General features: G+C 62.2%; 8 protein-coding genes. 6 read left to right on the forward strand and 2 right to left on the reverse strand.

Features of this window, described 5'->3' with window-relative positions; all coding sequences use genetic code 11:
• The first annotated feature begins 189 nt into the window (after window positions 1-189).
• Together JKA62_RS12905 and JKA62_RS12910 are read left to right on the forward strand one after the other, a co-directional pair.
• Window positions 190-15225 carry a retention module-containing protein gene (locus tag JKA62_RS12905; protein ID WP_201818048.1) on the forward strand — a complete coding sequence of 5012 codons (15036 nt, stop codon included), beginning with the start codon at window positions 190-192 and terminating at the stop codon, window positions 15223-15225.
• A 146-nt stretch (window positions 15226-15371) separates the two neighbouring features.
• The gene (locus JKA62_RS12910; RefSeq protein ID WP_007960236.1) at window positions 15372-15710 is read left to right on the forward strand and encodes a hypothetical protein; all 339 of its coding nucleotides are present in this window, start codon (window positions 15372-15374) and stop codon (window positions 15708-15710) included.
• A gap of 40 nt (window positions 15711-15750) precedes the next feature.
• On the opposite strand, the gene lapD is transcribed toward JKA62_RS12910, so the two are convergent.
• Both lapD and lapG read right to left on the reverse strand, forming a co-directional pair.
• Complete coding sequence (lapD, locus tag JKA62_RS12915; protein WP_201818053.1) at window positions 15751-17697, reverse strand: cyclic di-GMP receptor LapD; 1947 nt, start codon at window positions 17695-17697, stop codon at window positions 15751-15753.
• Window positions 17698-17711: 14 nt separating this feature from the next.
• Window positions 17712-18404, reverse strand: coding sequence for a cysteine protease LapG (lapG, locus tag JKA62_RS12920; RefSeq protein ID WP_007960234.1), 693 nt, complete (start codon window positions 18402-18404; stop codon window positions 17712-17714).
• A gap of 194 nt (window positions 18405-18598) precedes the next feature.
• Here lapG and JKA62_RS12925 point away from each other — a divergent pair, with 194 nt between their 5' ends.
• The 4 genes from JKA62_RS12925 to JKA62_RS12940 all read left to right on the forward strand — a co-directional run bounded on the left by JKA62_RS12925 (window position 18599) and on the right by JKA62_RS12940 (window position 25166).
• Window positions 18599-19309 carry a GntR family transcriptional regulator gene (locus JKA62_RS12925; RefSeq protein ID WP_011331845.1) on the forward strand — a complete coding sequence of 237 codons (711 nt, stop codon included), beginning with the start codon at window positions 18599-18601 and terminating at the stop codon, window positions 19307-19309.
• Window positions 19310-20063: 754 nt separating this feature from the next.
• Window positions 20064-20837, forward strand: coding sequence for a DUF3050 domain-containing protein (locus JKA62_RS12930; RefSeq protein ID WP_011331844.1), 774 nt, complete (start codon window positions 20064-20066; stop codon window positions 20835-20837).
• Complete coding sequence (locus JKA62_RS12935; protein ID WP_011331843.1) at window positions 20834-21763, forward strand: diiron oxygenase; 930 nt, start codon at window positions 20834-20836, stop codon at window positions 21761-21763. Before JKA62_RS12930 ends, JKA62_RS12935 begins: the two co-directional genes overlap by 4 nt.
• A gap of 13 nt (window positions 21764-21776) precedes the next feature.
• On the forward strand, window positions 21777-25166 hold the full coding sequence (locus tag JKA62_RS12940; RefSeq protein WP_201818056.1) for a non-ribosomal peptide synthetase: 3390 nt from the start codon (window positions 21777-21779) through the stop codon (window positions 25164-25166).
• Window position 25167 lies beyond the last annotated feature (1 nt).

Raw genomic sequence — 25167 nt, forward strand, 5'->3', positions numbered from 1 at the left:
GTTTAGGATGGCACCCAGAAGGTCAATAGTTTGGCATAAAGTTAATAGCGAAAGAATCTAGCCAAAATATTGACGAACAGCAGCGTCAACTTTGTTTCATCTTTTTTAAAAGTACGTCCAGACTGAATCGGCGCAGAGAGCCATCAGGTCTATGGAAGTCAACTGAACGTGACACCCGGAGAGTCTTCAATGAGCAGTGTTGTTGCCATCGTCAAAAGCATTGTCGGTCAGGTTTTCGTGGTGTCCCCAGAGGGCGTCCGTCGCGTACTCGTTGAAGGCGACCGGCTGTTTGCCGGCGATCAGGTCGACACCGGCGTTTCCGGCGCCGTGTCCCTCGAACTGGCCGATGGCCGCACGATCGATCTGGGCCGCGACACTCAGTGGAGCGCCGACACTCCGGATTCCAGCACTGACCTGGCCGAAGCCACCGCGCAAGCCGCGCCGTCGGTGGAAGAGCTGCAACAAGCCATCGCCGCCGGTGTCGACCCGACTACCGCCCTTGAATCCACCGCAGCCGGCCCGAGCGCCGCTGGGACTGGCGGTGCCGCTGGTGGCGGCCACAGCTTCGTGATGCTCGATGCGACCGCCGGCCGCGTCGACCCAACCATCGGTTTCCCGACTGCGGGCATCAACGCTGCAGGCCAGGCCGCGCAAAACATCACCGGCGGGCAGAACACCGACACCACCGCCAACGCCCTGCGCGAATCGACCCTGAGCCTCAGCGCCACGCCGAGCATCACCGAAGCCGGCGGTGTGCTGATGTACACCGCGACCCTGACCCAGGCGCCGCTGACCGACCTGACCATCACCCTGTCCAACGGCGCGGTGATCGTGATTCCGGCCGGTTCCACCACTGGCACCGCCAACGTGCCCCTGGCACCGAACGACACTGTTTATAACGACCCGACCCAGATCGACGTGACCGTCACCGGCACCACCGGCGGCAGCGGCATCACCGTGACCCCGCCGACCACCCCGGCCACGACTCAGGTCACCGACACCATCGACACCACCACCGTCACCCTGACGGCCGGCCCAAGCGTGACCGAAGGTGGCCAGATCACCTACACCGCCACGCTGACCAACCCGGCGCAGACGCCGGTGACCGTTACCCTGTCCAATGGCTCGACCATCACCATCGGCGCCGGCCAGACCACCGGCACCGTCAACGTGCCGACCGCGCCGAATGACGTCTATAACAACGGCAGCACTGTCACCACCACCATCACCGGAGCCACCGGCGGCAACTTCGAAAACCTGGTGCCGAACCCGACACCGGCGGTGACCACCATCACCGACTCGATCGACACCACCGGCCTGACCCTGACTGCCACCGGCACCGTGGTCGAAGGTGGCCAGATCACCTACACCGCGACCCTGACCAACCCGGCGCAGACCCCGGTGACCGTCACCCTGTCGAACGGCTCGACGATTACCATCGGCGCTGGCCAGACCACCGGCAGCGTCAACGTGCCGACCGCACCGAATGACGTCTACAACAACGGCGGCACTGTCAGCACCACGATTACCGGTGCCACCGGCGGCAATTTCGAGAATCTGGTGCCGAACACGACGCCAGCGACCACCACCGTCACCGACTCCATCGACACCACCAACCTGTCGCTGAGCGCGACCGGTTCCGTGGCCGAGGGCGGTTCGATCGTTTACACCGCAACCCTGACCAATCCTGCCGGCACCCCGGTGACCGTGACGTTGAGCAACGGCTCCGTCATCACCATCGAGGCGGGTAAAACTACCGGCACCGTGACCGTTCCGGCGCCAGCCGATGACGTCTACAAAGACGCCGGCAAAATCGAAGTCACCATCAAGGACGCCACTGGCGGCAACTTCGAGAACCTGGTGCCAAGCACTGTTCCCGCTGTCACCGAAGTGACTGACACCATCGACACGTCGACGGTCAAACTGACGGCTGATTCTTCGGTTGCAGAAGGCGGCACCGTTACCTATACCGCTACGGTTGGCGCACCAGTCACCGGTTCGCCGGTGACTGTCACTTTGGCCAACGGTCAGACCATCACCATCGAAGTCGGCAAGACCACCGGCACCGTGACCACCACCGCGCCGAATGACGCATTGGCTGGCAACGCACCGCTGACCAACTCGATCACCGGCGTTTCCGGCGGTAATTACGAAAACCTCGTGGCCGACAAAACTCCGGTTTCGACCACGGTTACCGACGTTGCCGACATCACCAACCTGACGCTGAGCGCCACTGGCACCGTCGCCGAGGGTGGTTCGATTGTTTACACCGCGACCTTGACCAATCCTGCGGGCACACCAGTGACCGTGACGTTGAGCAACGGCTCCGTCATCACCATCGAAGCTGGCAAAACTACCGGCACCGTGACGGTTCCGGCGCCAGCCGACGACGTCTACAAGGACGCCGGCAAAGTCGAAGTGACCATCAAGGATGCGTCCGGCGGCAACTTCGAGAATCTGGTTCCGAGCACCGTTCCTGCCGTCACGGAAGTGACCGATACCATCGACACCTCGACCGTGAAGCTGAGTGCCGATACATCGGTGGCTGAAGGCGGCACCGTCACCTACACCGCGACGGTGGGCGCGCCAGTGACCGGCTCGCCGGTGACTGTCACTTTGGCCAACGGCCAGACCATCACCATTGAAGTCGGCAAGACCACCGGTACCATCACCACTACCGCACCGAACGATGTGCTGACCGGCCATGCACCGCTGACCAACTCGATCACGGGCGTTTCGGGTGGTAACTACGAAAACCTGGTGGCCGACAAGACTCCGGTATCGACCACGGTTACAGACGTTGCCGACACCACCAATCTGACCCTGAGCGCGACCGGCACTGTCGCTGAAGGCGGTTCGATCGTCTACACAGCTACCCTCACCAACGCCGCCGGCACTCCGGTGACCGTGACCTTGAGCAACGGCGCCGTCATCACCATCGAGGCCGGTAAAACCACCGGCACCGTGACCGTTCCGGCGCCAGCCGATGACGTCTACAAAGATGCCGGCAAAGTCGAAGTGACGATCAAGGATGCAACTGGCGGCAACTTCGAGAACCTGGTGCCGAGCACTGTTCCGGCCGTGACCAACGTCACCGACACCATCGATACCACCACGGTCAAACTGACCGCGACCGAGTCGGCAGTTGAAGGCGGAACCGTTACCTACACCGCGACTGTTGGCGCGCCTGTGACCGGCTCGCCAGTCACCGTGACCCTGGCCAACGGTCAGTCGATCACCATCGAAGTCGGTAAAACCACCGGCACCATCACCACCACTGCACCGAACGATGCATTGAACGGCCATACGCCGCTGACCAACGCGATCACCGGCGTGAGCGGTGGCAATTACGAGAACCTCGTAGCCGACAAGACGCCGGTCAGCACCACCGTCACCGACACTGTCGACACCACCAACCTGACACTGAGCGCTAGCGATTCTGTGGCCGAAGGCGGTTCGATCGTCTACACCGCCACCCTGACCAACCCGGCCGGCACTTCGGTGACCGTGACCTTGAGCAACGGCGCCGTCATCACCATCGAGGCCGGTAAAACCACCGGCACCGTGACCGTTCCGGCACCAGCCGATGACGTCTACAAAGATGCTGGCAAAGTCGAAGTGACTATCAAGGATGCATCCGGCGGCAACTTCGAGAACCTCGTTCCGAGCACTGTTCCGGCGGTGACCGAAGTCACTGACACCATCGACACCACCACGGTGAAACTGACCGCGACCGAGTCGGCGGCGGAAGGTGGCACTGTCACTTATACCGCTACCGTCGGCGCTCCGGTGACGGGTTCGCCTGTGACCGTGACCCTGGCCAATGGTCAGTCGATCACCATCGAAGTCGGCAAGACCACCGGCACCGTGACCACCACTGCACCGAACGATGCATTGAACGGCCATACGCCGCTGACCAACGCGATCACCGGCGTGAGCGGTGGCAATTACGAGAACCTCGTAGCCGACAAGACGCCGGTCAGCACCAGAGTCACCGACACTGTCGACACCACCAACCTGACCCTCAGTGCTACCGGTACTGTGGCCGAAGGTGGTTCGATCGTTTACACCGCCACCCTGACCAACCCGGCTGGTACTCCGGTGACCGTGACCCTGAGCAACGGCTCGGTGATCACCATCGAAGCCGGTAAAACCACCGGCACCGTGACCGTTCCGGCACCAGCCGATGACGTCTACAAAGACGCCGGCAAGGTCGAAGTGACCATCAAGGATGCAACTGGCGGCAACTTCGAGAACCTGGTGCCGAGCACTGTTCCAGCCGTGACCAACGTCACCGACACCATCGACACATCGACCGTGAAACTGAGCGCCGATACGTCGGTGGCTGAGGGCGGCACCGTCACTTACACCGCCACCGTTGGCGCTCCGGTGACTGGCTCGCCGGTCACCGTGACCCTGGCCAACGGTCAGACCATCACCATCGAAGTCGGCAAGACCACCGGCACCATCACCACCACCGCGCCGAACGATGCACTCAACGGTCATACGCCGCTGAGCAACTCGATCACTGGCGTGACCGGTGGTAACTACGAAAATCTCGTCGCCGACAAAACCCCGGTCAGCACCACGGTAACCGACACCGTCGACACCACCGACCTGACACTGACCGCGACCGACAGCGTGGCCGAAGGTGGCTCAATCACCTACACCGCGACCCTGACCAACGCCGCCGGCACTCCGGTGACCGTGACCTTGAGCAACGGCGCCGTCATCACCATCGAGGCCGGTAAAACCACCGGCACCGTGACCGTCGATGCGCCGAAAGACGACGTCTACAAAGACGCCGGCAAGGTCGAGGTGACCATCAAGGATGCAACTGGCGGCAACTTCGAGAATCTGGTGCCAAGCACCGTTCCGGCCGTGACCGAAGTCACCGACACCATCGACACCACTACGGTGAAGCTCACTGCGACCGAGTCGGCGGCGGAAGGTGGCACTGTCACTTATACCGCTACCGTCGGCGCTCCGGTGACGGGTTCGCCTGTGACCGTGACCCTGGCCAATGGTCAGTCGATCACCATCGAAGTCGGTAAAACCACCGGCACCATCACCACCACTGCGCCGAACGACGCGTTGAACGGTCACACTCCGCTGACCAACGCGATCACCGGTGTGAGCGGCGGTAACTACGAAAATTTGGTGGCCGACAAGACTCCGGTCAGCACCACCGTCACCGACACTGTCGACACCACCAACCTGACTCTGAGCGCTAGCGATTCTGTGGCCGAAGGCGGTTCGATCGTCTACACCGCCACCCTGACCAACCCTGCCGGCACCCCGGTGACCGTGACGTTGAGCAACGGTGCCGTCATCACCATCGAGGCCGGTAAAACCACCGGCACCGTGACCGTCGATGCGCCGAAAGACGACGTCTACAAAGATGCCGGCAAAGTCGAAGCGACCATTTCGACTGCCACCGGTGGCAACTTCGAGAATCTGGTGCCAAGCACTGTTCCGGCTGTCACTGAAGTCACCGACACCATCGATACCACCACGGTCAAACTGACCGCGACCGAGTCGGCAGTTGAAGGCGGAACCGTTAGCTACACCGCGACCGTTGGTGCCCCGGTAACCGGTTCGCCTGTGACCGTGACCTTGGCCAACGGTCAGTCGATTACCATCGAAGTCGGCAAGACCACCGGCACCGTCACCACCACCGCACCGAACGACGTGTTGAATGGTCATGCGCCGCTGACCAACGCGATCACCAACGTAACTGGCGGTAACTACGAGAATCTGGTCGCCGACAAGACCCCGGTTTCGACTACCGTCACCGACACCGTCGACACCACCAACCTGACTCTGAGCGCCACTGACTCGGTGGCCGAGGGCGGCTCGATCGTTTACACCGCGACCCTGACCAACCCGGCCGGCACCCCGGTGACCGTGACGCTGAGCAACGGCGCCGTCATCACCATCGAGGCCGGCAAAACCACCGGCACCGTGACCGTCGACGCACCGAAAGATGACGTCTACAAAGACGCCGGCAAAGTCGAAGTCACCATCAAGGATGCAACTGGCGGCAACTTCGAGAACCTGGTGCCAAGCACCGCTCCAGCCGTCACAGAAGTCACCGACACCATCGACACCTCGACCGTCAAACTGACCGCGACCGAATCGGCTGCTGAAGGCGGCACCGTCACCTACACCGCGACCGTTGGTGCCCCGGTAACCGGTTCGCCTGTGACCGTGACCCTGGCCAATGGTCAGTCGATCACCATCGAAGTCGGCAAGACCACCGGCACCGTGACCACCACCGCACCGAACGACGCGCTGAACGGTCACACCCCGCTGACCAATTCGATCACTGACGTGTCTGGCGGTAATTACGAAAACCTCGTGGCCGACAAGACGCCGGTCAGCACCACCGTGACCGACACCGTCGACACCACCAACCTGACCCTGAGCGCCACGCCGGAAGTCAACGAAGGTGGCCAGATCACCTACACCGCGACCCTGACCAACGCCGCCGGCACTCCGGTCACTGTGACCTTGAGCAACGGCGCCGTCATCACCATCGAGGCCGGTAAAACCACCGGCACCGTGACCGTCGATGCGCCGAAAGACGACGTCTACAAAGACGCCGGCAAAGTCGAGACGACCATTTCGACCACCACCGGTGGCAACTTCGAAAACCTGGTCACCAGCACCGCCCCGGCGGTCACCACCGTCAATGACACCATCGACACGTCCACCGTGTCGCTGACCGCCACCGCCAACGTCGCCGAAGGCGAAACCGTGGTCTACACCGCAACCGTGACCGCGCCAGTAACCGGCTCGCCGGTCGTCGTGACCCTGTCCAACGGCCAGACCATCACCATCGCCGTCGGCGAAACCACCGGCACCGTGAACTTCGTCGCGCCGAACAGCCCGCTGGCGGGCGGCAGCTCGCTGAGCGTGACCATCGACAAGGCCACCGGCGGCAACTACGAAAACCTGGCGGTCGACAGCAAACCGGCAAATACCTCGGTGTCGGACACTGTCGACACCACCAACCTGAACCTGACGGCCACCGATTCGGTGGCCGAGGGTGGTTCGATCACCTACACAGCGACCCTGACCAACCCGGCGGGTACGCCGGTGACCGTGACCCTGTCGAACGGTGCCGTCATCACCATCGAGGCCGGCAAAACCACTGGCACCGTGACCGTCGACGCGCCGAAAGACGACGTCTACAAAGACGCCGGCAAAGTCGAGGCAACCATTTCGACCGCCACTGGCGGTGGTTTCGAGAACTTGGTGCCGAGCACTGTTCCGGCCGTGACCAACGTCACCGACACCATCGACACCACCACGGTGAAACTGACCGCGACCGAGTCGGCGGCGGAAGGCGGCACCGTTACTTACACCGCTACCGTCGGTGCGCCTGTCACCGGTTCGCCTGTGACCGTGACCCTGGCCAATGGTCAGTCGATCACCATCGAGGTGGGCAAAACCACCGGCACTGTGACCACCACTGCGCCGAACGATGCGCTGAACGGTCACACCCCGCTGACCAATTCGATCACTGGTGTGTCTGGCGGTAATTACGAAAACCTCGTGGCCGACAAGACCCCGGTTTCGACTACCGTCACTGATACCGTCGACACCACCAACCTGACCCTGAGCGCCACTGGCTCTGTGGCCGAGGGCGGTTCGATCGTCTACACCGCGACCCTGACCAACCCGGCGGGCACGCCGGTGACCGTGACCCTGTCGAACGGCGCCGTGATCACCATCGAAGCCGGTAAAACCACCGGTACCGTAACCGTTCCGGCCCCTGCCGATGACGTCTACAAGGACGCCGGAAAAGTCGAAGTCACCATCAAGGATGCAACCGGTGGCAATTTCGAGAACCTGGTGCCAAGCACCATTCCAGCCGTAACGGAAGTCACCGACACCGTCGACACGACGACCGTGAAGCTGACCGCTTCCGAAACGGCCGCTGAAGGTGGCACCGTCACTTACACCGCGACTGTTGGCGCACCGGTGACCGGTTCGCCTGTGACCGTGACCCTGGCCAACGGTCAGCAAATCACCATCGAGGTGGGTAAAACCACCGGCACCGTGACCACCACGGCACCGAACGATGTGCTGAACGACCATGCGCCACTGACCAACGCGATCACCGGCGTGAGCGGCGGTAACTACGAGAGTCTGGTGGCCGACAAGACGCCGGTCAGCACCACCGTGACCGACACCGTCGACACCACCAATCTGTCGCTGACTGCGACGGGCACCGTGGCCGAAGGTGGCTCGATCACCTACACCGCCACCCTGACCAATCCTGCCGGCACTCCGCTGACCGTGACCCTGTCGAACGGCGCCGTGATCACCATCGAGGCCGGTAAAACCATCGGCACGGTGACCGTTCCAGCACCTGCCGATGACGTCTACAAGGACGCCGGAAAAGTCGAAGTCACCATCAAGGATGCAACCGGTGGCAATTTCGAGAACCTGGTGCCAAGCACCATTCCAGCCGTAACGGAAGTCACCGACACCGTTGACACGACGACCGTGAAGCTGACCGCTTCCGAAACGGCCGCTGAAGGTGGCACCGTCACTTACACCGCGACTGTTGGCGCACCGGTGACCGGTTCGCCTGTGACCGTGACCCTGGCCAACGGTCAGCAAATCACCATCGAGGTGGGTAAAACCACCGGCACCGTGACCACCACGGCACCGAACGATGTGCTGAACGACCATGCACCACTGACCAACGCGATCACCGGCGTGTCCGGCGGTAACTACGAAAATCTCGTTGCCGACAAAACTCCGGTTTCGACCATCGTCACCGACACCGTCGACACCACCAATCTGTCGCTGACCGCGACCGGGACCGTGGCCGAAGGTGGTTCGATCGTCTACACCGCGACCCTGACCAACCCGGCGGGCACGCCGGTGACCGTGACCTTGTCCAACGGCTCGGTGATCACAATCGAGGCCGGCAAAACCACCGGCACCGTGACCGTTCCTGCGCCAGCCGACGACGTCTACAAGGACGCCGGCACCGTGGAGGCGACAATCAAATCCGCGACCGGTGGCAACTTCGAAAATCTGGTGACCAGCACTACGCCAGCCGTAACCAATGTCACCGACACCATCGACACCACCACGGTCAAACTGACCGCGACCGAGTCGGCGGCTGAAGGCGGCACTGTCACTTACACCGCCACCGTGGGCGCGCCTGTGACCGGCTCGCCAGTCACCGTGACACTGTCCAACGGTCAGTCGATCACCATCGAAGTCGGCAAGACCACTGGCACTGTCACTACCACCGCACCGAACGATGCGCTGACCGGCCACGCGCCGTTGACCAACGCGATTACCGGCGTGACGGGCGGCAACTACGAAAATCTCGTGGCTGACAAAACGCCGGTCTCGACCACCGTCACCGACACGGTCGACACCACTAACCTGACCCTCAGCGCCACCAATTCGGTTGCCGAGGGCGGTTCGATCATCTACACCGCGACCCTGACCAACGCCGCTGGCTCGCCAGTGACCGTGACCCTGTCGAACGGCGCCGTGATCACCATCGAGGCCGGCAAAACCACTGGCACCGTGACCGTTCCTGCGCCAGCCGATGACGTCTACAAGGACGCCGGCAACGTGCAGGCCACGATCACCAATGCCACCGGTGGCAACTTCGAAAATCTGGTCCCGAGCACTGTTCCTGCCGTGACCCAGGTCACCGATACCATCGACACCACCACGGTGAAACTTACCGCCACCGAGTCGGCGGCTGAAGGCGGCACTGTCACTTACACCGCCACCGTGGGCGCTCCTGTGACTGGCTCGCCAGTGACCGTGAACCTGTCGAACGGCCAGAGCATCACCATCGAAGTGGGTAAAACCACCGGCACCGTGACGACCACCGCGCCTAATGACGTGTTGAATGGTCATGCACCACTGACCAACGCGATCACAGGCGTGACGGGCGGCAACTACGAAAATCTGGTGGCCGACAAGACGCCGGTCAGCACGACCGTGACCGACACCGTCGACACCACCAACCTGTCGCTGAGCGCGACTGGCACCGTGGCTGAAGGTGGCTCGATCACCTACACCGCGACCCTGACCAACGCTGCGGGCACCCCGGTGACCGTGACCTTGAGCAATGGCGCCGTGATCACCATCGAGGCCGGTAAAACCACCGGCACCGTGACCGTTGCCGCGCCAGCCGATGACGTCTACAAAGACGCAGGCAATGTGCAGGCCACGATCACCAACGCCACGGGCGGCAACTTCGAAAACCTGGTGACCAGCACCACGCCAGCAGTGACCAGCGTTACTGACACCATCGACACCACCACCGTGAAGCTGACCGCAACCGCAACAGCGGCCGAGGGCGGCACCGTCACCTACACCGCCGCCGTGGGCGCACCGGTGACTGGCTCTCCGGTAATCGTGAATCTGGCCAACGGTCAGTCGATCACCATCGAAGTGGGTAAAACCACCGGCACCGTGACCACCATCGCGCCGAACGATGCGTTGACCGGCCAGGCACCGCTGACCAACTCGATCACCAACGTTTCTGGCGGCAACTACGAAAACCTCGTGGCCGACAAGACGCCGGTCTCGACCACCGTCACCGACACCGTCGACACCACCAACCTGTCCCTCAGCGCGACCGGCACCGTGGCCGAGGGTGGCTCGATCACCTACACCGCGACCCTGACCAACGCTGCTGGCTCGCCAGTCACCGTGACCTTGTCGAACGGTGCAGTCATCACTATCGAAGCCGGTAAAACCACTGGCACCGTGACCGTTCCTGCACCAGCCGATGACGTCTACAAAGACGCCGGCAACGTGCAGGCCACGATCAAATCCGCCACCGGTGGCAACTTCGAAAACCTGGTGACCAGCACCACGCCAGCCGTAACCAGCGTTACCGACACCATCGACACCACCACCGTGAAGCTGACCGCAACCACGACCGCGGCCGAAGGTGGCACCGTCACCTACACCGCTACCGTGGGTGCGCCGGTGACGGGCTCGCCAGTAACCGTGAATCTGGCCAACGGTCAGTCGATCACCATCGAAGTCGGCAAGACCACCGGCACCGTGACCACCACCGCGCCGAACGACGCGTTGACCGGCCACACACCGCTGACCAACTCGATCACCAACGTGACTGGCGGCAACTATGAAAACCTCGTGGCCGACAAGACGCCGGTCAGCACCACCGTCACCGACACCGTCGACACCACCAACCTGTCCCTCAGCGCGACCGGCACCGTGGCCGAAGGTGGCTCGATCACCTATACCGCGACCCTGACCAACGTTGCTGGCTCGCCAGTGACCGTAACCTTGTCGAACGGCGCCGTGATCACCATCGACGCCGGTAAAACCACCGGCACCGTGACCGTTCCTGCGCCAGCTGACGACGTCTACAAGGACGCCGGCAACGTACAGGCCACGATCACCAATGCCACGGGCGGCAATTTCGAAAACCTGGTCACCAGCACCACGCCAGCCGTGACCAGCGTCACCGACACCATCGACACCACCACTGTCAGCATCACCGGCAGCACCTCGGTAACCGAAGGCCAGACCGCCAGCTACACCGTCAGCCTGACCCATCCGGCGCAGACCGAAGTGACCCTGAAAATCGTCTACAGCGGCACCGCCGCCGACGGTTCGGACTTCACCGGCGTGTACACCGTGAAGATCCCGGCGGGTGCCAGCAGTGCGCAGTTCAACGTCGCCACCATCGATGACAAGATCACCGAAGGCACCGAGAACTTCGTGGTCAAGATCGACTCGGCCACCGGTGGCAACTTCGAAAACCTGGCGGTCAGCAGCACCAATGGCAGCGTCAGCACCTCGATCATCGACAACGATGCGCCACCGGTCATCGACCTCGACGCCAACAACTCCAGCGGTGCAACGGGTGCCGACTACAAGGTGACCTTCACCGAGGGCACAACAGGTCCAGGCGTGTCGATTGCCGACACCGACATCAAGATCACCGACCCGGACAGCACCATGCTGACCGGCGCCACCGTCGTGCTGACCAACCGTCAGGACGGCGATGCGCTGAACCTGGGCAACAGCGTCAACGGCATCACCATCAATGCCAACAGCACCAACGGCACCGTCACCCTGACCCTGTCGGGCAACGCGACGCTGGCCGACTACATGCAGGCGATCAAGAACATCAGCTTCACCAACAGCAGTGAAGACCCGAGCACCGTGCCACGGATCATCACCGTGACCGTGACCGATGGCGGCAACTACTCCAATACCGCGACCACCACGGTCAACGTGGTGGCGGTCAACGACGCGCCGGTCGCTGCACCGGTCAACGTCACCGGCACCGAAGACACCCCGCTGATCCTCGGCTGGTCGACCTTCGGCGTCAGCGACGTCGACAGCCCGGCCAGCAGCCTGGGCGTGAAAATCACCCAGCTGCCGGGCGAAGGCAAACTGCAGTATCTGGACGGCTCGACCTGGAAAGACGTCGCCAACAACCAGACTTTCAGCAAGGCCGACATCGACGCCGGCAAGCTGCGCTTCGTGCCGGATACCAACGAGTCGGGTGTGAACGGTTACGGTGGCACTGGCGTTGGTAACAATCAGGCCGACTACGCGCAGATCAAATTCCAGCCAACCGACGGCCAGTTGCTGGGCAATACCGGCACCATCAAGATCGATATCACGCCGGTGGCGGATGCACCGACCCTGTCGGTCGCCGACAACAGCGTGAAGTCCACCGGGCTGATCAAGGAAGTCTGGACCGGTCTGTCGGGCCTGGGCACTGACGGCAGCGGCGCCAACTCGACCACCCTGAAAAACGTGATCGACGGTGCCGGCAAGCCGAACACCAGCGGTACCGTGAACAACGTGCAGTCCGACGGCAGCGTAACCGCCGGCACTGCGTCGAAAACCTCGGGCCTGATTTATCTGGAAGCCGGCAAGACCTACACCTTCAGCGGCACCGGTGATGACAGCCTGCTGGTGACCATCGGCGGCAAGAGCGTGGCGTCCACGACGTGGGGCGCGGGCGGCAACCTCAACGGTTCGTTCACCCCGACCACCAGCGGCTACTACACCCTGGACATCTACCACCACAACCAGAGCGGCCCGGGCAGCTACGACGTCAACCTGTCGGTCAACGGCAGCACGCCGATCGACCTGAGCAGTGCCGGTGTGCCGATCTACACCGGCGTGCAGGATCTGGTGAATGCCGGCGTGACCGTCTCCGATCTGCACGGCAGCAACGGCGAAGGCTATTACGACGGCTACAAGCTCAACACCGGCGCCGAAGGCTCCACGGTGAAACTGTCGTCGATCAGCACCGCGCTAACCGACACCGACGGCTCGGAAACCCTGAGCATCAAGATCAGCGGTGCGCCGGTCGGCTCGGTGCTCAGCGACGGCGCAGGCCACAGCTTCACCGTGACCGCCACCAGCGGCGACGCCAACGTCACCGGCTGGAACCTCGGCACCCTGACCGTGACCCCGCCGACCTACTACAACGGCCAGTTCAACCTGACCGTGACCTCGACCTCCACCGAGCAGGTAGGCGGCTCGGCCAGCACCACAGCGACCATCCCGGTCACCGTGGTGCCGGCGGTCTACAACTCGATTGTCGCCACCTCGGCCGATGACACCGTCACCGGCACCGACGGCAACGACATCATGGTCGCCGACATCGGCGGCCTGACCGTGGTGCCGGGCACCAACTACAACATCGCGTTCATGGTCGACAGCTCGGGCAGCATGAGCGCCTCGTCGATCAACGCCGCCAAGGACTCGCTGACGTCGGTGTTCAACACCCTCAAGCAGAGCCTGGGCGGCAGCAACTCGGGGACGGTGAACATCTTCCTGGTGGACTTCGATACCCAGGTCAACAAGTCCGTATCGGTGAACCTCAACGACCCGAACGCACTGACCTTGCTCAAGGCCGTGCTGGACTCGATGGCGTCCGGCGGCGGCACCAACTACGAGGACGTGTTCAAGGCCACCGCGAACTTCTTCCAGAGCGCTGAAGCGGTGGCCAACACCGGGGCGAAGAACCTCACGTACTTCATCACCGACGGCCAGCCGACCTATTACCAGAGCAACGAGCAGACCAACCCGACGCTGTACGGCAACGTGAAGCTCGACGACGTGGTGAAAACCAGCAACTACAAGCTGGGCAGCAGCTTCGCCACCTACATCGACAGCACTCACTACCTGAGCATCAGCACCTCCGGTGAAGTGGTGCTGCAGACGCTCAAGAACAACAACTGGAGCTGGAACAGCCTGGGCACCATCCACGCCCAGGGCGACGGCACCTACGAGATCTCAAGCCTGGCGGGCAGCGGCAACAGCACCTCGTCGAACACCACCGACAACTCCGCCGCCGGCTTCGCACTGCTGAGCGGTCTGTCGAACGTCGAAGCGATCGGCCTGAACAACGGCGTCAGCCTCAACGACCTGAAACCGTACGATTCGGACAAGACGCCACAGACCAACATCGATCCGAAGGACCTGGCCAACTCGATCATCGGTCACACCGAAGCGACGATGCCGGGCAACGACACCGTCAGCGGTGGCGACGGCAACGACATCCTGTTCGGCGACCTGGTGAGCTTCAACGGCATTGCCGGCGAGGGTTATCAGGCGATGCAGGCGTTCGTGGCCAAGGAAACCGGGGTCGACGTCAGCAAGGTCACCACCAGCAACGTGCACCAGTACATCACCGAGCACTATCAGGCGTTCGATGTGTCCGGTGCCCACGACGGCAACGACACGCTGCTGGGCGGCGCGGGCAATGACATCCTGTTCGGCTCGGGCGGCAACGACCTGCTCGACGGCGGCAAGGGCAATGACATCCTGCTCGGCGGCACCGGCAACGACACGCTGATCGGCGGTCAGGGCAACGACATCCTGATCGGTGGTTCCGGTGCGGACACCTTCGTCTGGAAGGCGGGCGACACCGGCAACGACGTGATCAAGGACTTCAAGGCCAGCGAAGGCGACCGCATCGACCTGCGCGACCTGTTGCAGGGCGAGACCGGCAGCACCATCGACAACTTCCTGAAGATCACCACGGTCGACGGCGTGTCGTCGCTGCAAGTCAGCTCGGGCGGCAAGTTCAACTCAGGCGATGCGGCAGCCGCGACACCGGACGTGACGATCAAACTGGAAGGCAACAACTGGTCGAGTGCCAACATTCATAACCTGATTGCCGGCAGCGATCCGACCATCAAGGTCGACCACAACAACAGCTGATGCGTGAACAACGACCGCCCCACCGGGGCGGTCGTCACGTTTGCGGCACTTGAACCGGTGACGATTGCGTCGGCGCACCGCATACTCGTGCGCAGTTGGCTATGCTGCTGACAGCATGACGCTGGTCCATTTCCGAGGGATGCTCAATGTTTTACGTGCAACGCGATGCGCAGGGTCAGTTGATTCGCGTGGAAGCTGCGGCCTACGCCGAGGCCACGGAAACGCTGCCGGCCGACCACCACGAAATCCAGGCCTGGTACGCCAACGAAGCCGTGGAGAACAGCCTCAAACAGCTCAAGCAGAGCGACCTGGAAATGATCCGGGTACTCGATGACCTGATTCAGGTGCTGACCAGCAAAGGCGTGATCCGCGTCACCGACCTGCCGCCGGCGGCCCAGGCCAAGCTGATGGACCGGACCCAGGCGCGGGAAGCGCTGGGCGGGTTGAGCCAGTTGATCGATGAGGATGAGGGCGGGTTGATCTGATCCGTTGGATCTTTCCCACGCGGAGCGTGGGAAAGATCAGTCAGCCCCAGGGTTTTGGCTCACCGAACAGCTGCCCCTGAACCCCATACAACCCCATCTCGCGAATCACCGACAATTCCCCTTCCGTCTCGACCCGTTCGGCAATCAACGGCAGATCGATGCTGTGCGCCGCACGCTGGATCGCTTCGATGAACAGCCGCTTGTCGCTTTCCTGATCGATCGCCCGGATGTAGCTGCCATCGATCTTCAGGTACGCCAGCCCCAGCCGCGCCAGGTTGCCGATCATGCTGAAGCGTCCGCCGAAGCGCTGCAGGCTCAGGGAGAAACCGAGCTCGCGCAGGCGCCGGGTCAGCTGTTCCAGCACCGCTTGCTCCGGCAATTGTTCCTCGCCGATTTCCAGGGTCAGGCGTGCTCCGAGGTTGGAATGCGCCCGCAGAATCTCGAACACTTTGTTCAACGCCTGCGGATCGGCCAGGGTCGCCGAGGACAGGTTCAGCGCCAAAGATTCTTCATGTCCGGCCATCTGCTCCAGCACCCGCTCGAGCATCAACCGGTCCAGTCGCGCGGTCCAGCCGAAGCGCTCCAGCCAGGGCAGGAAGCGCCCGGCGGGAATGGTCTGACCCTGCTCGTCGAGCAAGCGCGACAGCACCTTGTAATGCAGCACCAGTTGCGTGTCCTGCGCCGCCACCACCGGCTGGAAGAACAGCTCGAAACGCCGCTGATTCAACGCCTGATCGAGCAGGCGATGCCAGGCGTGGTGATCGTCACCGACGTCTGCCACCAGGCTCTGATCGAGGCACGCCCAGTTCTGCTCGCCCTGCCCTTCGGCCTGGGCCAGCGCCTGATCGCCGAGGCTGAGGACCGCTTGCGGCGAATCGCCGTGAGCGAACGGTGCCAGGCCGATAGAAGCCACGGCGGCCACGTCGGTGGCACCCGTCGCGTGCAGGCTGCTCAGGGCACTGTCGAGACTCTGCGCCAGTTGCAGCGCCTCTTCGCGGGTCAGCCCCGGCGCCAGCACGGCGAATTCACCACCGCGAATTCGGGTGACGAGGTTCTGGGTTTCCGGATATTTGGCGCACTCGCGGGACAGTTGCTCGCCGACCGCTTTCAACAATTCATCGGTGCGCTGACCGCCAAGGCGCTGGTTCAGCCCGGCCAGGTCCTTGACCCGCAACAGCAGCAGATAACCGGAACTGGCCTGCTCCGGGTTGCTCACCCGCGCATTCAGCTGCATCTCGAAATAACGCCGGTTGGCCAACCCGGTGAGGTTGTCCTGGTAGGACTCGGTGCGCAGTTTTTCACTGCGCTCGGCCTGCTCCTGGAATAGTGCCTTGAGCTTCTCGACCATCTGGTTCATCGCCAGCACTACGCGGCGCAATTCAGGCGTGCGCGGCAGGTCCGGCAGACTCAGGAACTCACGACGAGCGATGGCGTGGGATTGCTTGACCATGTAATCGAGCGGCTTCAATTGCCGACGCAACAACAACGCGCCCAGCACCGCACTCACCGCGCCGCAGACCAGCAACCAGCCCAGACTGCCCAGTGCGCTCTGCCAGAGCTTGGCCAGGGCGAACATCGGGTGGCTGACTACCTCGACCCGTGCCGCCTGCTCCCAGCCACGGCTGACCAGCGCATCGCCACCGGCCGGCTCCAGGCCGATCAGTTTGACGAACCAATCGGGCACGTTGGTGACCGCCGGAATGCCGTTGCGCTCGACGATGGTCTGGTCGGTCTTCAGATCGACCACGCGGATGCTCGAGTAATAACCGCTGTCGAAGATCGAACTGACCAGCAGCTCGACCATCGCCGGGTCATCGATGTTCGGCGTCAACGACAGCGCCAGCGCCGTGGCCGCATCCTGGGCGTGGGAGCGCAACTGGTTGACGTACTGGGTACGCGAGCTCTCCAGACTGACCATGAAGCTGCCGGCGAAGGCGACCACCAGGAACAGACAGATAGCGATCAACAGCTGTTTGAACAAAGACATCTGAGCGCGTGCTCCTAGTTAGTCGTCTCGACCGGAAATCCTTCGGCCTGCATTTTCTTCAACACATCCTGCCAGCGTGACAGGCGTTTGGTGTCACCGACCTTCTTGTTGCCCTTCGCTCCCGGCAGGTACAAACCTTCGGCATTGAAAGAGTAGACCGGCAGCAAATCGGTTCGCTCGGCGGCCGGCTTGATCGGGTCGATCAGGCTGTCGAGCACCAGCGGCATGGCGTCAGGGCTGGAATAGTAAGTCAGGACCATGTGCGCGCGGTTCTGGCGCAGGGCCTTTACGTAGGTGATGCGCAACTTGTCACTGGCCACACCGAGGTGGCGCAGGCTGAAATACTTGGCGATCGCGTAGTCTTCGCAGTCGCCGGCGCCTTTCCACAAGGCTTCGATGGGGGTTTCCCAATAATCGACCTCGTGCCACAGATCGATGTCTTCGACGTAGCGCATCTGTTTGTTGAAAAACAGGTTAACCACCTTGAGCTTTTCCATCTCGCTGACCTGCTTCTGTGTGGCCAGCAGATTCTGCCAGGCATCGATCCGCTGTTGCCCGGCACCCAACGGCCCGTACAGTGCCGTGGCCTTGCGGCTGATCGCGGAAAAATCCCAATCGGCATGCAGGCCGCCCAGCATGATGCCGGCCAGCAGCAGCGCGCAGGCAAGCCAGCGCGCAATCCGTGGGATTGCGAAACGTACCGCCAATGCAAGGCATCCAGGGCAGAGAAGAAAGCGCTTGATGGTGAAGGTTAGCCCAGCAAAAAACAATGGCACCCTGAGATCATCGCTGGCGCGCTAAACTTCAGATGTGACAGGGTTCTTCTACACGGTTTGACAACCTGTAGAGCAATCACTAGTGTCCTTTGGATCCAAATATCGCAGTCATAGGGTGTGCAGTTGTGACCCAGAAGCCCAAGCCACTCCACAGCATCAAAGTCGACGGCCCGATTCCCGCGCATCTGGCACGCTCGGTCATCGAAGAAACCCTGCGCGCCGCGATTCTCGACGGGCGCCTGCCCTGCGGCACCGCCGTGCGCCAGCAGGATCTGGCCGATCTGTTCGGCGTCAGCCGCATGCCGGTACGCGAAGCCTTGCGTCAACTCGAAGCCCAGGGCCTGCTCAACGTGATTGCCCACAAAGGCGCGGTGGTGGCGCCGCTGATCCAGGGCGATGCAACGGAAACCTACGAGCTGCGCATCCTGCTGGAGTCCGAAGCGCTGCGCCAGTCGATCCCGCTGCTGTCCCCGGCCGATCACGAACGCGCGGCCGGCTACATCGAAGAGCTGGAAATCGAACACGACTACACCGAAATCGGTCGGCTCAACCGTCTGTTTCACATGGCACTCTACAGCAAGGCGCCCAATGGCCGGCTGTTGCGGCTGGTGGAAGACGGCTTGAATGAGGAAGAACGCTTCCTGCGCTTCAACCTCGAGGCCATGGGCCTGGGCAAGCTCTCCCAGGACGATCACCGCGCGTTGTTGCAGGCGGTGAAAGAGCGTGACACACCGCACGCCGTGACACTGCTGGAGCAGCACCTCAATCGCGGTGTCGAGGTGATCACCCGTTACCTGGCCAGCTCCGCCGGCCAAAGCCGCAAAGCGGCGCGCTGAATCCTCCCTCCCGGGTGAGCCTCCACTCACCCGGCGAATAACCCGCTTACAAATCCCCCCACCGGTCACGGTCATTTGCCGTGGCACATCGACGCCTGCGCTCTAACCTCCCCCCTGCTTTGAACAGCCCGGAATTTGCACCGCAAGGAAGTCATTTTCGACGATAGCCGCGGCGCCGATTTACGCGCACCCTTGGATCGCCAACCCAATATAGAACGGGGACGCGCCGCCCCGGCAGCAGTCCCCGCACCAGGAACCTACGGAAGGAGCCTTGTCACGGGAACAGGAAGAAACGGCGCCGTTACAGCCCGACTTCATCCCCTCATATTCATTCAAATACTCAATTGGAAAGTTGCTTCGAGTGAGGCATTCACTCTTGTCGTTCAATTTTGGCCATTAACCGCCGAAAGGAGTAACTACGCCCAAATAAAACTTAACTTATAAGTTTTATCAGGCCCACTCATACTTCAAAAACTACCAACTAAAAATAATTAAAAATAAACTTGTTAAGTTGTTTTGCGATGTATTAGTTTTTCTTCGCCGAGTTTGGATCCGAAATGACAAACCCGGCACAACCTTGCAGTACGGCCTCGATTGCTACGGCTTGACCGTCCGCTGCTGTATCGGGCCCTTCAGACATTGCCTGTTTTCATCGAAACCGAATGAGGCTGTCGTTCGCCTGGAGAAACTTGTTCAACGTTATTAGCAATTGATTGAACAATCCCTATTCCCTATTAGCCAGAGTCTCGCAACCATGCCAACCAAAGAGCAACTTACACTAAAGAAAGCCGAACTCAGCGTTCATCCGATCTTTTCCGAAATCGATTCTTTGGCGACATTGCGCCGGTTCATGGAATCCCATGTATTTGCCGTCTGGGACTTCATGTCACTGACCAAGCGCCTGCAGCAGGAACTGACTTGCACTCGCCTGCCGTGGTTGCCGCCACGGGATCCGCGCGCGGCACGACTGATCAATGAAATCGTGCTCGGCGAAGAATCGGACGATCGGCTGTCACACGGGCATTACAGTCACTTCGAACTGTACCTCGATGCGATGCGCGAAGTCGGTGCGGACACGACAGCGGTGGAGCGCTTCGTGACACTGCAACAGGAAGGCGTGAGTTACGACGTCGCCCTGCAAAGCGTCGAGGTTGATCCAGCGGCGGCGCGATTCGTCCGTGACACCTTGCACACCGCACTGAATGCACCCGGTCACAGCGTTGCCGCCGCATTCCTGCATGGTCGCGAGAGCGTGATCCCGACCATGTTCCAGCGCATGCTCGATGCCTGGGGCATTGGCGTCGAGCAGGCACCGACCTTCCGTTACTACCTGGAGCGACACATCGAGGTCGACTCCGAAGACCACGGCCCGGCCGCCGAGCAACTGCTGGATCGACTGGTGGACGGCGATCCGCAGCGCGAAGCCGAGGTCTACGCCAGCGCCATCGCCGCCGTGGAAAGCCGCATCGCCCTGTGGGACGGTCTGCGCCTGAGCATGCGCGAACCGCTGGCGGAGGTGGCCCAATGAACGCCGCCGACTACCAGTCTTTCGCCGACGCCTGGGAAAGCCGCGCGACCATTCGCACCAGACCACGCCGCGTGCTGGAGGGCGACGCGCGGCTGATCTATCCGCTCAGCCGCCAGCCGTTGGTGCTCAGCGAAACCTTCCTGCGCGAATGCCCGGAACAGCGTGATTTCGCCTTGGTGCAGACGCTGTACAAATTCATCAACGACGTGGTGATTTTCGAAACCGAGATCGTCGACAAAACCGCGCGCAGCATCGCCAAGAACCGCTTCGCCGTGGCCTTCCCGTTCGCCTGTCGCTACGACGCCATGACCGTGGTGGTGGACGAGGATTACCACGCGTTGGTAGCGATGGATTTCATGCAGCAGACCGTGGCCATGACCGGCGTCGAGCCGATCGAGCTGCCGAATGAAATCGAACTGAGCCGGGCGATTCCGGCTGCCGTCGAACTGGCCCCGGAGCACCTGCGCAGCGCCGTGGAACTGATCTGCGTCGCCATCGCCGAGAACACCGTGACCGGCGATGTCGCAGCGTTCGCCCGGGACGACACGGTCAAGCCGTCGATCAAGGGCCTGATGGCCGACCACTTGCTCGACGAGGGCCGGCACTCGAATTTCTGGGCGCGGATGGTGCGTATCTACTGGCATACCGCGAGCGATGCGGATCGCGAATGCATCGCGCAGATCCTGCCGGTGTTCATCGGCCATTACCTGACCAACGACATCCAGAAGTCCTTCGACCTGCGCCTGATCGATGCCTTGCCGGTCAACGATGCAACGCGTCGAGCGCTGAAGGACGAGATGGCCGGACTGGCCTTCCCGATCAATCGTCATCACCCGCTGGTGGGCAACATCGTGCGCTTTTTCCACAACAGCTCACTGCTCGACACTCCGTGCGTGCAGCACGCCCTGCGCGACTACCTGGTTTGACAAGGAGGCTGACATGAGACGTCTCGACATTTTGCTGAGGGGCCGCAGCCAGGCCTTGACCGACCTGGCGCAGGAGCTCGAACAACACGGTCATTCATTGCTGACAGAAACCGCTCCGTCGATGGACCTGGTGATCGATGACGGCAGCCTTGCGCCGCAGGATCATGGCACGACACCGTACCTGACCTTGCGTCTGGGCATCGGTGCAACGGGCGCCGGCGGTTTGCCGGTGCTTGATCTGCTGTGCCTGTGCAACTCGACGCTGCTGAGCCGCGTGCCCATCGCCGACGAACCGTCCGGCAACGGTCAGGCCCTGCGCCAGCGAGCACTGGCGCAGGTGGTGGACGAAGTGGCGCTGCTGGTCAGTCGTTTTTCCCGCGATGCCGAGTATTTCCAGCACGCAGAGACGGCTCGTGCGCCGGACTTCGAGCAGGTGGAAAACCTGCTGTTTCTCGACAGCCTGGCTTATGTCCATCGCTTCAATGCCACGGCCAATGCGGCGTTGTTGCAACAGGCGCAGATCCCGGTGATCGAGCGGCTGCAACGGAGCCTGATCGAACACGCGGAACGCCCGGCACTGCACCTCGCAGAGCAGTCGATCAGCTATCGCCAGTTGCATGATCACAGCCGGGCGATCCAGCAACGGTTGCTGGCAATGCTGGAGGCACAACCGCAACCGTGGGTGGTGGGGATTTGCCTGCCGAAATGCGATGCGCTGTTTGCTTCTATCCTGGCCATTCTCGGCAGCGGCGCGGTGTACCTGCCGCTGGAACCGAGCCATCCGCTTCAGCGCCAGCAGTACATTCTGGAAAACGCCGGGGCGGTGCTGTTGCTGCACGACGGCGAACACCCGCTGAGCGGTTCGATGCCGGGGCTGGATGTCTGTCGCATCGACAGCACCGACGCCGATCTGTCGCAACCGTTGATGCACCACCGGCCCGAGCTCGACACGCCGTGCATGGCGCTCTACACCTCGGGCACCACCGGGCATCCGAAGGGTGTGCTGCTCAGTCAGGCAAACCTCGCGCACTTCACCGCGTGGTACGCCGACTATGTGCAGTTGCACGCCGAGAGTCGGGTGTTGCAGTTCTCGTCGCTGAGTTTTGACTCGTCGCTGATCGATATTTTCCCGACCCTGCTCGAAGGCGCGGAACTGGTAGTGCCCGATGACAACCAGCGCCGCGATCCGCTGCAACTGGTGGCGCTGATCCGCCGCCGGCAACTGACCCACGCGTTCCTGCCGCCGGCGCTGTTGAGCATCCTGCCGCTGGAGCAATTGCAAAGCGTCGGGCAGATCATGACCGGCGGCGACGTGTGTGAACCGTTCGTGATCGAGCAACTGACGCGTCAGGGCAAGCTGCACAACCTCTACGGCCCGACCGAAGCCACGGTGCTGATCACCGCGCGGCAACTGCAACCGGGCGACAGCAATCGCACCCTCGGCGGGCCGATTGCCAACAGTCAGGTGCTGATCCTCGATGACGACCTGCAACCGGTGCCGGAGCAAACGGTGGGCGAGCTGTTCATCGTCGGTCCCGGCGTATGCCTGGGTTACCTGAACAACCCACAGCAGACGGCGGAGCGCTATCTGGATCTGGAATTGCCTGACGGCCAACGTCTGCGCGCCTACCGCAGCGGCGACATGGCCAAGTGGGGCGAGGATGGCATCGAGCTGTGCGGACGCCGCGACAATCAGGTGAAGATCCGCGGCTTCCGGGTCGAGCCGGAAGAAATCGAGCGGTGCCTGCGCGAGAGCCAGCTGTATCGGCAGATCGCCGTGGTGATCGACAGTCAGCGGCGAATTCTGGCGTTCCTCGCCCAGCCGCAATCGGATGCCGCACGGGAGTCTTTGAAAGCTCACGCGCAGCAGTTTTTGCCCGACTACATGCAACCGGTGGCATGGACGGAACTGCCGAACATGCCATTCGCCGCCAACGGTAAAGTCGACCGTAAGGCGCTGCTGGAACTGCCGGTCAGCGTGCAGGACAGCGGCCCGAAATGCCTGCCGGCCAACGCCGACGAAGCGCTGCTGCTGGAAATCTGGGGCGAGTTGCTGGAGCTGCCGATCAGCGACATTTCCACCGACGAAAGCTTCTTCAATCTCGGCGGTCACTCGATTCTGCTGTCACGCATGCTCCTGCGTCTGCGGGAAGAGTTCGGCCGCAGCATTTCGATCAACCGCTTCATTGAACTGCCGACCATCACCAAGCTCGCCACCCTGGTACGCGGCACCGATGACAGCGCGGTGCTCAGCGCCCAGGCGATGGCCGACGCCGAGCGACCATTGGAAATCGAGCCATTGCCGATCAGCCGCATGGGCGATGTGCACAAGGTGATCGTCACCGGCGCCAACAGTTTTGTCGGTGTGCACATCGTCGAGGCGCTGCTGGGATGGGGCGCCAGCGAGGTGGCGTGTCTGGTGCGCGACGGCGGCGGGCAAACCGCGGCGCAGCGCTTTGCCCAATCGTTGCGAGAGAACCGGCTGGAGCATCTGGACCTGAGTCGGGTGCGGATCTATTCGGCAGACATTACACAGCCGCAACTGGGCCTGGCTGATGGGGACTTCGAGCGACTGGATCGCGAGTTCGGCGCGCTGGTACACAACGCCGCCAACGTCAATCACGTGCTCGATTACGAGTCGCTGGCGGCGGACAACGTCGAGCCGATTTTCGAACTGGTGCGGCTGTGCGAAGGGCGCAGCAAGAAGGTGTTCAATTTCGTCTCGACGCTGTCGGCGTCCAGTACCGTCGACGACGCAGGCCGGGTGCTGGAACTGCCCGCCGCACCGACGCCGCCGATCTACATCCGCAACGGCTACAACCTGTCGAAATGGGTCGGTGAACGCATCCTCGAACGGGCGCGGGAACGCGGGGTGCGGGTCAATCTTTATCGGCCCGGCAACATCAGTTTCAACAGCCTCAGCGGCGTCTGCCAGCCGCACAAGAACCGTTTGATGCTGATGCTCAAGGGCTCGATCCAGCTCGGTCAGGTGCCGGCCTTCGCGCTGAATTTCGACCTGATGCCGGTGGACTTCCTCGCCCGTTTCATCGCCTTCCACGCCAGCCGTTATTCGCCGGAACGAGCGGTGTTCAACCTGCACAACCCGGAGCCCCTGAGCTGGGATGCCTACGTCGCGTCGTTTCGCGAAACCGGCAGCGAGTTTTCGCTGGTCAGCGTCGCCGACTGGCAGCAGCAACTGGGCCGGGTCGATGCGGATAACGCGCTGTTCGGCGTGCTCGGTTTCTACCTCAACGGCTTCGAGGAAGACATCGGCGACATCTCCCTGATCGGCCACGCCAACGCCCAGGCCGGCGTGCAGCAGATGGGCGCGCACTACCCGGAAAAATCCCCGGCGCTGCTGCGTCGCGGCTGCGACTACCTGAAAGAAATCAACTTCATCTGAC

It is taken from the genome of Pseudomonas sp. B7 (genome assembly GCF_016735645.1).
GTDB classification, from domain to species: Bacteria; Pseudomonadota; Gammaproteobacteria; order Pseudomonadales; family Pseudomonadaceae; genus Aquipseudomonas; species Aquipseudomonas glycinae.